This window comes from Acinetobacter sp. WCHAc010052, from assembly GCF_002165295.2.
GTDB lineage: Bacteria > Pseudomonadota > Gammaproteobacteria > Pseudomonadales > Moraxellaceae > Acinetobacter > Acinetobacter chinensis.
Genome location: NZ_CP032143.1, coordinates 1914042 through 1926474 on the forward strand (window position 1 = coordinate 1914042; position 12433 = coordinate 1926474).

14 protein-coding genes are annotated in these 12433 nt (G+C 41.8%); 9 read left to right on the top strand and 5 right to left on the bottom strand.

The window, feature by feature from the left end:
* Nucleotides 1–38 precede the first annotated feature (38 nt).
* Nucleotides 39–509 (bottom strand): DUF6231 family protein, encoded by a 471-nt coding sequence (locus CDG61_RS09630; protein ID WP_087551077.1) that lies wholly within the window; start codon nucleotides 507–509, stop codon nucleotides 39–41.
* Between the two features lie 33 nt (nucleotides 510–542).
* Here CDG61_RS09630 and CDG61_RS09635 point away from each other — a divergent pair, with 33 nt between their 5' ends.
* A complete protein-coding gene (locus tag CDG61_RS09635) occupies nucleotides 543–1415 on the top strand; it encodes a DUF2797 domain-containing protein (protein ID WP_087551046.1) in 873 nt (290 codons plus the stop codon).
* A gap of 130 nt (nucleotides 1416–1545) precedes the next feature.
* Here the strand turns inward: CDG61_RS09635 and CDG61_RS09640 are convergent, their stop codons facing one another.
* From CDG61_RS09640 to CDG61_RS09650, 3 genes are all read right to left on the bottom strand, one after another.
* Nucleotides 1546–3417: a SurA N-terminal domain-containing protein gene (locus CDG61_RS09640; RefSeq protein ID WP_087551045.1), complete on the bottom strand. Its 1872-nt coding sequence runs from the start codon at nucleotides 3415–3417 to the stop codon at nucleotides 1546–1548.
* 132 nt (nucleotides 3418–3549) lie between these two features.
* On the bottom strand, nucleotides 3550–3822 hold the full coding sequence (locus tag CDG61_RS09645; protein ID WP_087512240.1) for an HU family DNA-binding protein: 273 nt from the start codon (nucleotides 3820–3822) through the stop codon (nucleotides 3550–3552).
* Nucleotides 3823–3992: 170 nt separating this feature from the next.
* Nucleotides 3993–4460, bottom strand: a complete 468-nt coding sequence (locus CDG61_RS09650; protein ID WP_087551044.1) for a phasin family protein — start codon at nucleotides 4458–4460, stop codon at nucleotides 3993–3995.
* Between the two features lie 215 nt (nucleotides 4461–4675).
* Between CDG61_RS09650 and CDG61_RS09655 the strand changes: the two genes are divergently transcribed.
* From CDG61_RS09655 to fdx, 8 genes are all read left to right on the top strand, one after another.
* Entirely contained in the window at nucleotides 4676–5320 is a 645-nt protein-coding gene (locus tag CDG61_RS09655) for a hypothetical protein (protein ID WP_087551043.1), read from the top strand.
* A 111-nt stretch (nucleotides 5321–5431) separates the two neighbouring features.
* Entirely contained in the window at nucleotides 5432–5905 is a 474-nt protein-coding gene (locus CDG61_RS09660; RefSeq protein ID WP_087512243.1) for an Rrf2 family transcriptional regulator, read from the top strand.
* Between the two features lies 1 nt (nucleotide 5906).
* Nucleotides 5907–7124: an IscS subfamily cysteine desulfurase gene (locus CDG61_RS09665; protein WP_087551042.1), complete on the top strand. Its 1218-nt coding sequence runs from the start codon at nucleotides 5907–5909 to the stop codon at nucleotides 7122–7124.
* A 113-nt stretch (nucleotides 7125–7237) separates the two neighbouring features.
* Nucleotides 7238–7624, top strand: coding sequence for a Fe-S cluster assembly scaffold IscU (gene iscU / locus CDG61_RS09670; protein ID WP_067667749.1), 387 nt, complete (start codon nucleotides 7238–7240; stop codon nucleotides 7622–7624).
* Nucleotides 7625–7668: 44 nt separating this feature from the next.
* On the top strand, nucleotides 7669–7989 hold the full coding sequence (gene iscA / locus CDG61_RS09675; protein ID WP_087512245.1) for an iron-sulfur cluster assembly protein IscA: 321 nt from the start codon (nucleotides 7669–7671) through the stop codon (nucleotides 7987–7989).
* Nucleotides 7990–8096: 107 nt separating this feature from the next.
* Nucleotides 8097–8612, top strand: coding sequence for a Fe-S protein assembly co-chaperone HscB (gene hscB, locus CDG61_RS09680; protein WP_087551041.1), 516 nt, complete (start codon nucleotides 8097–8099; stop codon nucleotides 8610–8612).
* 46 nt (nucleotides 8613–8658) lie between these two features.
* Nucleotides 8659–10518, top strand: a complete 1860-nt coding sequence (hscA, locus tag CDG61_RS09685) for a Fe-S protein assembly chaperone HscA (protein WP_087551040.1) — start codon at nucleotides 8659–8661, stop codon at nucleotides 10516–10518.
* Nucleotides 10519–10532: 14 nt separating this feature from the next.
* On the top strand, nucleotides 10533–10871 hold the full coding sequence (gene fdx, locus CDG61_RS09690; RefSeq protein WP_087512248.1) for an ISC system 2Fe-2S type ferredoxin: 339 nt from the start codon (nucleotides 10533–10535) through the stop codon (nucleotides 10869–10871).
* A 98-nt stretch (nucleotides 10872–10969) separates the two neighbouring features.
* Here fdx and CDG61_RS09695 read toward each other — a convergent pair whose 3' ends face one another.
* Nucleotides 10970–12421: an adenylate/guanylate cyclase domain-containing protein gene (locus CDG61_RS09695; protein ID WP_087551076.1), complete on the bottom strand. Its 1452-nt coding sequence runs from the start codon at nucleotides 12419–12421 to the stop codon at nucleotides 10970–10972.
* Between the last annotated feature and the right edge of the window lie 12 nt (nucleotides 12422–12433).

The window sequence follows — 12433 nt, forward strand, 5'->3', positions numbered from 1 at the left end:
GCAAGAAATTTTATTATTCCTGGTGGATATTCAAGTGTTTACCAACGAAATTTATTCCAGTTTTCGGGATTTGCCCAGAATTTTGAATTGAACCAGTCCGGCACATGTTTGTAGGTCAATATATTGAACTGCCAAAGTGCAAAATCGCTGTCATGTGTTGTTTTATCTATCAGCTGTGTAAATCCTAAAGACCTTAAAAGTTGCTCATCTTGCCTTTGACAGAGCACAACAATCTTTTTTGCCATCAGATCCCGCAACTTCACAAGCAGCTGAGATTTATGCTGAAGCGTGATTGACGCCATTTCATCTGTATCCAGCAAAACAAATGCAAGATCAAAACGCTGCGTAAATGGCAGATTTAAAAAGTCAGTTGCGTTAAAATACTGCCATTGAATTGCTTGATTGTTGTCATATTGCGTCAGATTCTGCCCAATACAGAGTGCTGTCTGTATAGACTGCTCGGCAGATAAATCTTCCAGCATAGATGTAATGACATTCTGTTCAGCCATTGCAGCATCCTTTTTCAGATTGAGAGTATTTAAATGGAACTTCAGGGCATTTGCCATAAAATGCACGCGGGTCTTAAAGACCTTAGTGTAACTGATCAACAGACGCACAGGGCAAATGTTGAGTACAAATTCATACTGGACCGATCAGAAGTTCAGCTGCCATTCCTGCCTGGACAGGAGATCGAGCTGGAATGGACCGGAAATATCTACTGCGTATCCTGTGGTTCAAAAACCCCTAAATCCTATTCGCAGGGACATTGCTTTAAGTGTTTTAAAACAAAAGCTTCATGTGATATGTGTATCATGAAACCCGAAACCTGCCATTACCACCTGGGAACATGCAGAGAAGACTCTTTTGCTCATGAAGTCTGCTTTCAGCCTCATATTGTTTACCTTGCCAATTCCAGTGCCTTAAAAGTTGGCATTACCCGCCTTGGACAAATGCCAACACGCTGGCTGGATCAGGGCGCAACTCAGGCATTGCCTATTATGAAAGTGGGCTCAAGAAGGCTGTCTGGTCAGCTTGAAATTATGTTCGGAACTCAGGTTGCTGATAAAACGGACTGGCGTAAACTGTTAAAAGGTGAAGCAGAGCCAATTAATCTATCAGAAATCAGAGAGCAACTGATCAATGAGTTTGCTCCAAAAATCGAAACGATCCGTAATGAGTTCGGGCAAAATCTGGAATTTAATGAAAATATTGAACTGCTTGAAGATGAACTGCCACGGGAGTTTATTTATCCAGTTGAACAATACCCTGAAAAAATCAAATCACATAACCTGGATAAAACACCGGTTATCCGTGGGAAATTGCATGGGATTAAAGGACAATATCTGATTATGGACACAGGCGTTATCAATATCCGTAAATATACCGGTTATGAATTAAAAATCCGAACTGAATAAGTCGATATATCTGCAGCACAACCTGCCATGATCAGCCTGTAACTTATATGATTTTTATTTCATACTTATACAGCGATTGTACAGAGCATAAAAAAACCAGCCTTAGGGCTGGTTTTTTATTACAGAGGTTTTATTTCAGTTTTGCATGAGCTTTCAGATACTGAGTGTAATCATCCAGTTCCTGCTGACCACGAAGTTGCTGATACAGTTTGGTCAGTTCCTGAAGCTGTTCAGCTGGAATTGCATCCACTGCTGATTTATCGACAGCAGAAACAGCCACTACAACCATCTCTCCCGGTAAGGCAGCTGTCGTTACAGACCACATACCTGCTTTTGGCGTATTGAGACTGAATGCAGCTCTTTCAATTTCACGTTTCAAACGACCTTCAGAACGGGTAAACACACCAGCATCAACAAATGCAATTTTATTTTTTGCTACAACACTGGATGCAGGCTGAACTTTAAACTCATTTAAAGTTGTCTGAATTTTAGCTTTAGCCGCTTCATATGCTTTCTGATCAATCAGTTTAGCTTTGACAGCCGGCGTTGCTGCTGCAAGTGTCTGTACACCTGCTGAAACATGGTTACGAACTTTCACCCAAACCACATTGCCATTTGCCAGCTGAATATTGCCAGATGCATTTCTGTCACCACTTTTCACATCTTCATTGAAAAGTTTAACTTTTACTGCTGGATCGCTCAGTACAGGATGCTGTGCAGAAAGTGTCAGACCTTTGACAGACTGAACCTGAACACCTTTCACTTCCTGAGTAATTACACTCAGATCATCACTGCCAACAACAAGCTCATTCAGGCTGTTTACAGCATCTGAAAATGCATTGGCAGTTTTTGACTTTTGAAGCTCAGCCATCAGACGCGGTTTTTCTGTTTCAAATGAAGGCAATTTCAACTGTGCAGATTCTGCCTGAATCAGATGATAACCGTACTGTGTTTTAACAGGTGCTGAAGTCTCACCAGCTTTCAGTGCTGATACAGCCTGATCAAAACTGTCACCAAAGACACCTTTATCATAAGCAGCGACCTGACCACCCGCATTCTTGGATGCAGGATCATCAGAATACTGTGCCGCAGCCTGAGCAAAGCTTAAACCTGCTTTGATTTTGGCAGAAACATCAGCAGCCAGTTTTTTAGCTTCAGCATCACTACGGGTATCAGCAGTAATCAGAATATGTTTAACAGAAACTTTCGCTTCTTTTTTCTGTGTTTCCACAAACTGCGCATAAGCCTGCTGTAACTCAGCATCGGTAACCTGGGTACTGGCAGGTGCAATATTTGCAGGAGTCAGCTCTACATAATCCACATCCACACTTTCAGCCTGTTTAAAGCTGTTTTTATGCTTAGCGTAGTAATCTGCTATTTCTTTAGCACTGACTTTAACAGCTGGCTTATATTCATCAAGCTGAATACTTGCAAGATGCAATGTCCGCTGTTCAGCCTGTAAAGCAGCAATCTGACGGATATCAAGCTGGCTGACCAGTGTGTAATCCGTAAATGTCGCTGTCAGCATTTTTAATGCATGATCCTGACGCAGATTTGCAATCAGTGCAGGACTGGTCATACCCACAGACTGTAAATAATTGGAATACAGTTGCTCAGAAAATTTACCGTTTGCCTGGAAACTTGGCTGTTGAGCAATCATCTGTTCAATCTGTGTATCACTTAATGAAATCCCCAGCTTTTCAGCCTGCTGCAAAAGCAAAGTACGTGCAATCAAGGTATCCATTGCTTTATTTTTTATAAAGTTCTGATTCAGCAGCGTTTCATCACCATTCACATATGAAAGGTATTGTTTTTTGAATGTATCGGTCAGTGAGTCAAGTTCTTTTTGCGTTATATCCTGACCATTGACAGATTTCACAGCGTCTTTAGATTGTCCACTGCTAAAATATCCTTCAATACCTACAAGCGCCAATGGGGTCAGAAACAGTACCAGCAGTACCTTGCCCAACCAACCCTTAATAACTTTACGAAAAGATTCCATAAGTATTCCAATATTTTATTTCTGGGGGATTTTACCCGAAAACCAGTAATGAATGAATGCGCAGGCGATGCATTTTAGAAATAATAATAAAAAACGCGCCAAACTGGCGCGTCTTCTGGCAAATACAGTTACTTATGCAACTGAATCTTTCAGACCTTTACCTGCTTTGAAGCTAGGCACTTTGCTTGCTTTAATTTCAAGCGTTGCACCAGTCTGTGGGTTACGACCAGTACGGGCAGCGCGTTCTTTAACGCTGAAAGTACCAAAACCGACTAAAGTTACTGTATCACCAGCTTTAAGTGCTTCTGTAACGGAAGCAATCGTTGCGTCGAGGGCTTTACCAGCGTCAGTCTTAGACAATCCCCCTTTTTCTGCAATCGCATCAATTAATTCTGATTTATTCATGAAGGTTACGTCCTCTTAATATCGTTTATTTAAGGTCCAGAAATATAGTTTATATTACCATAACGCCTTTATAGCAATGCTTTAGGGGTAAAGGCAATACTTGTTTTATGCATTTCTACAAAATAATGACCAAAAAATCGGTGAAAAATTGAGAAACAGATAAAGTAATTTCACTTTTCAGTGATTCTTTCTTTTATTTTCCTGTTTTCTTCAGACAAAGTGTCGACCTTTTCATGCAGCTGCATGATCAATTGTTCCAGATGCTGGATGTCCTTTACAGAAACAAGCCCGATACGGTTAAGAGAATGCGTAACCCTCTGATCAAGCAGACGTTCCACTTTGTCTTTAGTATCCGATACAGATTCTTTTGCTTTTTCCGAAACTTTCTCTACAGCCTGATCAGCTGCATCAGTCGTCCTGGATTCCAGTTCTTCACCCACCTTCACCAGTGAGTCGAACAGTTTGTTACCTTCTTCTTCCGCTCTTGAAAAAGCCCCAAGACCTGCAAGCCAGATCTGTTTTGTATATTTTCTGAAATCCAGTGCAGATTTTCGTCCCTGGCGGGATTTCTGTCCTTTTTCCGGCACAGCGTCCTGTAGATCCTGATCCACTTCCACCTCTGTAGTTGCTTTATCCATCAGCAATACTCCTGCTTATTTTATAATCTGCAATACATATGCAAGACAATTTTATCCACAAAATATGGGTATAATCGCATAATATCAAATTAAAGACTTGAACGTTTTATTAAACTGTTCTACAAATCAGTTTTATTTTTTGATTTTTTGAAATCATTTTCCTACACAGGAACAGGACTTCCTGAATTCAGGAACAGGAAAAGGAACAGGCTGTTATGAGTGAAGCGCAACAAAGACAAAATCAACCACATTTGTTGCTGACATTAATGATGATTATTATTGAAACAGTTTTCACCATTATCTTGAAGCACGACAAAGTAGCAGCTCTTCAGGCAAAGAAATTTGTAGATCAGAAAATCGCTATCAAATTCAACAGCTATATCCCTTATTTTGACTTCTATGTACAGTTCAGCGAACACGGTGTGCTTTTTGACTTAAAAGCACCTGAAAAAGCCGTTGACCTTGATATCCGCACGACCCTGATGGATCTGGTGAAAATTTTTGTTTTCGGAAACAGAAAAAGCGTCAAATCAATGCGTATAGATGGTGACAATACATTAAAGGATGAATTTCGTGATCTTGTGCTTATCTTCAGCATCCCTAAAGTTCTGTCTGACTGGAAACTCTGGTTCAGATCATCCGATGAAGATGAAGCTGTTGCTTCAAAAAAACGGATTGCTCCCCTGCTTGAAAAAATTGATCAGCAACGTTCACGGATCAATACTTTACAGGTTGAAGTAAAGCAGTATCAGAACCGTATCCGTCGCATGGAGCAGAAACAGAAGCGTATTAACATCACATTTTTTGTAACAGTCGTGCTTTTAATTGCTTTATTAGTGTATAATTTTTGGCTAGCCTAAATACTTAATTTTTTTAACGAATTAAAAATAATAGATCATTAATAAAAAACTTGACTATTTTAGTCAGGATTCTTAAAATCTACACATCCAGTACAACATGTGTATCGAATCATGCGCTTAACAACTCGCGGTCGCTACGCAGTGACTGCACTTCTTGATTTAGCTTTGCAGCCATCTGAGCAGACGATCACACTTGCAGAAATTGCAGCCCGCCAGACCATTTCAGTCGCTTATCTAGAGCAGTTATTTGCAAAATTAAAGCGTCATGGCCTGGTTTCCAGTGTCCGAGGTGCAAATGGTGGTTATCACCTTGCACGCAGCGCAGAAGAAATTACAGTGTTGGAAATCATTGAAGCTGTAAATGAAACTGTCGATGCGACCCGTTGTGACCATAAAGGAAACTGCCAGAATGGTGCAATGTGCCTGACTCACGACTTATGGCATGAACTCTCCCACCACATTGCCGATTATCTTGCAAAGATCACCCTGGCTGACCTTGTAGCCCGTGACAACGTTCAGACCGTTGCCATCCGCCAGAATACAACCAGTTTTGATTCAGCTTTATTATCGGTTACAGGTATTTGACATGAAACGTCCTATTTATCTCGACTACGCAGCAACAACCCCTGTCGATCCTCAAGTTGCAGAACGCATGATGGAATGCTTAACTTTTGACGGGACTTTCGGTAATGCTGCATCACGCTCTCATGCGTATGGTTGGCAGGCAGAAGAAAAAGTTGAATATGCCCGTGAGCAGATCGCAAACCTGATTAAAGCAGATCCACGTGAAATCGTATGGACTTCTGGTGCTACAGAATCTGACAACCTTGCACTCAAAGGTATTGCTCAGTTCTATGGCTCAAAAGGCAAACACATTATTACAAGTAAAATTGAACATAAAGCCATTCTTGATACTTGCCGCGAGCTTGAAGAAGAAGGTTTCGAAATTACTTATCTTGAACCAGAACCACGTACTGGCCTGATCACACCTGAAATGGTGAAAGCGGCTCTGCGTGCTGACACCATTCTTGTCTCCCTGATGATGGTAAACAATGAAATCGGTACTGTAACTGATGTTGCTGCCATTGGTGAACTGACCCGTGCCAACAAAACATATTTCCACGTCGATGCGGCTCAGGCTGCAGGTAAAGTAGAAATTGATCTTTCAACCATGAAAGTTGATTTGATGAGTTTCTCTGGACACAAAGTTTATGGTCCTAAAGGCATTGGTGCACTGTTTGTACGCCGTAGCCCTCGTGTTCGTATCAAAGCTCAGATGCATGGTGGTGGTCATGAACGTGGTATGCGTTCTGGTACACTTGCAACTCACCAGATTGTTGGTATGGGTGAAGCATTCGAAATCGCAGGAAAAACCATGGCTGCTGAACAGGCTCGCTTACGTGTTCTGCGCGACAAATTATGGAATGGCTTACAGGAAATGGAACAGGTTTTCCTGAACGGACATCCTGAACACAATGTAGCCAACTATCTGAATGTCAGCTTCAACTTTGTTGAAGGCGAATCACTGATGATGGCACTTAAAGATGTAGCTGTATCTTCTGGTTCAGCATGTACATCTGCAACACTTGAACCATCATACGTTCTTCGTGCGCTTGGTCTGTCTGATGAGCTTGCTCACAGTTCAATCCGCTTCAGCTTTGGTAAATACACCACTGAAGAAGATATTGATCACGTGATTGCCATTTCCAAAGCTGCGGTTGAAAAGTTACGTGAACTTTCACCACTTTGGGATATGTACAAAGACGGTATCGACTTAAATTCTGTAGAATGGGCTGAACACTGATTTTCAGCCTTGCTCTAAAGGCATTTTGTTGAAATTCAGTAAAATGCCCCCATATTATTTAGCATGTAGCAATACATATTTTTAACGCTGACCCCGAGGTTTGGAGAAGCATCATGGCTTATAGTGAAAAAGTAATTGATCATTACGAAAACCCTCGTAATGTTGGTGTTCTGGATAAAAATGCTGAAAACGTTGGTACAGGTATGGTCGGCGCACCTGCATGTGGTGACGTTATGCGTTTACAGATTCAGGTCGATGATAATGGCGTGATTGAAGAAGCACGTTTCAAGACTTACGGCTGTGGTTCTGCAATTGCGTCCAGCTCGCTGGTAACTGAATGGCTCAAAGGTAAAACTCTGGATCAGGCTCAGGCAATTAAAAACATTGATATTGCGACTGAACTTGCTCTGCCACCAGTGAAAGTACACTGCTCTGTACTTGCAGAAGATGCAATCAAAGCAGCTGTGGAAGATTACCGCAGTAAAAAGACTAAAGCTTAACAGCAGTCTGGATTTTAAACAGAACATAAATTAACGGAGTTTTCATGATCCATTTAACTGAACATGCTGCAACGCATATCAGCAATTACCTGAAAAATCGTGGTAAGGGTGAAGGAATTCGTCTTGGTGTGAAAACTTCCGGCTGTTCTGGTCTGGCTTATGTACTCGAGTTCGTAGATGATATCGACACACATGATCAGATGTTTGAACAGTTCGGTGTTAAAGTTTTTGTAGACCCGAAAAGCCTCGTTTATCTTGATGGTATGGAAATGGACTATGTTAAAAATGGTCTGAATGAAGGCTTCGAGTTCAATAATCCAAACAAAAAAGGTGAATGCGGTTGCGGTGAATCCTTTACCGTTTAAACTTATGCACCTTTTTCATTAAAACAGTGCAATGCACTGTTTTAATTACATTTACAGCAATATTTTTGTATTACCTGTCAAACACATCATTGTGGATGAATCCTCCCATGAGTCATTTTGAGCTGTTCAACCTCCCTGTCGCACTTGATCTTGATCCTGCCAGTCTAAAATCCAGTTTTCTTGCATTACAGCAACAGTATCATCCCGATAAAGCTTCCGATAAAGATACAGCCCTGATTAAATCCAGCGAAATCAACCAGGCTTATAAAGTGCTTGCCAATGTAGACAGCCGTGCTGCATATTTACTGGCGCTGAAAAAGCAGGATCATCATCTTGATCAGTCCATTAATGATTTTGAGTTTTTACAGTCAGCGCTTGAAATTCGTGAACAGCTGGATGAAGCGGCTGACAGCAAAGAACTTCAGTCACTGAAAATTGAAGTACAGCAATGGATTGATGGTCTTGTCCGCGAGTTCAAAATTGATTATGACGATGAAGACTGGGCTGAAGCCCGTGATGCTGTACGTAAACTGCGTTTTTTCCAGAAAGTGATGAATGATATCGACAAAGCAGAAGACCAGTTGCTTGATGATGACAGTTTTGATCTGGACGATGAATTTTAATTTTTTGATTTCACTTTTTGATATTTTTTTGTTAAGGATGTAACCCATGGCACTCTTGCAAATTGCAGAACCCGGACAATCAAGTGCGCCACACGAACACCGCATTGCAATTGGAATTGACTTAGGCACAACCCACTCCCTGGTTGCCACCCTGCTGTCAGGTAAAGCAAAAGTTCTGAACGATGAACAAGGTCGGGTGTTACTTCCTTCAATTGTTCACTATTCTAAAAATTCAACTGAATATGGCGATGCTGCAAAGCCATTTATGACGACCGACCCTAAAAATACAATCGTTTCAGTAAAACGTTTCATGGGTCGTTCAAAGTCTGATATTAAGTTCCAGCACCCGTATGTGCTTGTGGGCGAAGATAACCAGATGCCTGCTTTTGAAACTGCACAGGGACGCAAAACACCTGTTGAAATATCAGCAGAAATTTTAAAGCAACTGAAAGACCGTGCAGAATTAAGCCTGAAAAATCCTGTAAACGGTGCTGTCATTACAGTACCTGCCTACTTTGATGAAGCTCAGCGTCAGGCAACCCGTGATGCTGCTCAGCTTGCAGGCTTAAATGTCCTGCGTTTGCTGAATGAGCCGACAGCAGCAGCAGTTGCCTATGGACTGGATCAGGAAACAGGTCTGGCAACTGACCAGAACTATGTGATTTATGATCTGGGTGGCGGTACTTTTGATGTCTCCATTCTACGTTTCTCACAAGGTGTCTTTGAAGTTCTGGCGACCGGTGGGCATACTGCACTCGGTGGTGATGACCTTGACCGTCTGATTGTCAAATGGGCTAAAAAACAGCTGAATATTGAAACACTGGATGATGCCGAATATGCTCACTTTATTGTGACTGCCCGCAAAGCCAAAGAAGCACTTTCAGATACTGATTCGGTAGAAATGAAACTGCTCGATCAGAAGCTGACACTGAACCGTCAGACTTTTGAAGAAATCATTCAGGTTGCACTGGACAAAACCATCAGTGTCTGCAAACGTGTTTTACGTGACGCTAAACTTGAACTGACTGATATTCAGAATGTGGTTCTGGTGGGTGGTTCAACCCGCTCTTATGCTGTTCAGAATGCGATCCGCGATGTATTTAACCAGGAACCTCTGTGTACCATCAACCCTGATGAAGTTGTTGCCATTGGTGCAGCAATCACTGCCAATCAACTGATTGGAAACTCTCAGGACGGCTCCTTACTGCTTGATGTTACTCCATTGTCACTCGGTCTTGAAACCATGGGTGGACTGGTTGAACGTTTGATTTCACGTAACACCCCTATCCCTGTTGCACGCCGTCAGGAATTCACCACGTACCAGGATGGTCAGACTGCCATGCTGATTCATGTTGTTCAGGGTGAGCGCGATCTGGTTGAACATTGCCGAAGCCTGGGACGTTTTGTTCTGCGTGGTATTCCACCAATGACTGCCGGTCAGGCCCGTATTGAAGTCACCTTCCAGGTCGATGCAGATGGACTGCTTTTTGTGTCTGCCAAAGAAACCTCTTCAGGTGTTCATGCTCAGATTGATATCAAACCATCCTATGGTCTTTCTGAAGATGACACTCAACGTTTATTATTGGATGGTTATAAGTTTGCTGAAGAAGACAAAAATTTACGCCATCTGAATGAAACAAAAGTTGAAGCCCGTCGTGAACTTGAAGCTCTTGAACAGGCTTTAAAAGCTGATGCAAAACTCCTGAACAGCGAACAGCTGTCGAGTCTGAATCAGGCAGCTGATATTTTAAAATCTCAGCTTGAAACAGATGATATTAAAAACATTGAAGAAGCCGTACAACAGCTTAAAATACACAGTGATGCTTTTGCTGCTGCCCGCATGAATCAACATATTGATCATGCACTGAAAGGCACTAAGCTGGATGACTGGTCAAACTCAAACTAATCAAGGTCAAAACTATGCCACGTATCAAAGTATTACCACATGCGACAATTTGCCCAAATGGTGCTGAGTTTGAAGTTGAAGCCAACAGCAACCTGTGTCAAAGCCTGCTGGACAATGGTATTAAAATTGAGCATGCCTGTGATATGTCCAAAGCATGCACCACCTGTCACGTAGTGGTTCGTAAAGGTTTCGATGAACTCGAAGAAATGGATGATGTAGAAGCAGATCTGCTTGACCGTGCATGGGGTCTGGAACCAGACTCACGCTTATCCTGCCAGGTAAAAATCACAGATGAAGACATGGAAATTGAAATTCCAAAATACACGATTAACCATGCTTCAGAAAATCACTGATATTCTGTAAAAATATTAAATATTAAAAAACCATTCCATGAGAGTGGTTTTTTATTGCCTTGATTCAGCATCTGTTATGAAATGGATCGTATTAAAAACTATTTAACCTCATCTACAATAATTTCATCTTCCAGTTTTAGCTTCACAATTCCCTGAGAGTTCGTCAGTTTCTGCTGGGTATGGATACGTTTAATCATTTTTTCCAGAACATTAATCAGTTCAGGATACTCAAAGTTCTGAACTTCATCCAGATTAAGCAACAGATGGAATCCTTTATATTCATAATCAAACCAGCGCTGATAGTCAGACTTACTGGCGGTATATTTTTCCATGACCTGCCAGGTACGCACAGGACCATTAATCCCTTTCAGAAAAATAGGAGCTTTAGGCGCGCAAAGATAATCATTTTTAATTAATTTATAGGTTTCATCAGACAGCAGAATCTCATCCACTTCAGCCGCACTTTGCAGTCTTGCAGCAAGGTTGGCATCCCGTCCAACAATGGTATATGCCATTCGATGCGCTGCGCCGTAATTCCCCACGTGGCAGTAACCTGTACTGATACCCATACGGATATGCAATGGAGGGTAACCCATCTTAATCCAGCGCTCCCGCAACAGCTTCATCTGCTGACGCATGGCAATCGCCATTTCCACACAGGTTTTTGCATCCTGCTCGACGCCCTGAGTGGTCGGATCGCCAAAAAAGATCAGGATTGCATCACCCATGAACTTATCAACGGTTGCTTCATACTGTTTTGCGATCTCAGTCATATGACTCAGATAGTCATTTAAGAGGAACGCAAGATCATCAGGAATCAGCGTTTCTGACAGCTCAGTAAAGCCCTGAATATCTGAAAAGAAAATTGTCATTTTCTTACGTTTGTATTCAATTTTGGCTTCGGCTTCTCCCTTCATAATAGACTGCCACAGCTGCAAAGGCGCATAACGGCTCAGCTGATTGGCAAATTCCATATAACGGTTCATCTGAGCGTAGTAATAGTCCTTACGCCCAATCGAATAACGGATGCGCTTGGTCTGATAGACACTGCCCACACCGAAATATGTGATCATGCACAGAAAAGCGAGTACAGTCAGCTCACTGGATGTGTGCTCAAAGTATTCACCGAATCCAAATACAAAAATATTGCAGATATAAAAGACGGTAGCCCCAATCAGGCTTGCCAAAGAAGCAACCACAAAGGATGTTCTGATATTGATTGCGGTATACAGCAGTACAAAAATTGCTGCAAAAGTCAGCACAAGATTGAGATGTACAGCTGACAGACAGATCGCAACGACCACAATATCAATAATAAACATGACATTGGCTCGCATGCGGTTATTGAAACGGTACTGCAGCCAGTGAGACAGTTTTGGAATTATCAGAATCAAAAAACCCAGAAACAATGGCAGATAGATCTGATAATTTGTATCTGGGGAGGTGTAATAATAAACAACTAATATCAGAGATAGCATTGTATACCCCATCAAACGATGAAGGTAATCAAACTGCTTCGGCTCTCGTTCCATCCAGCTGTCCAATGACACCACTTTTCACCC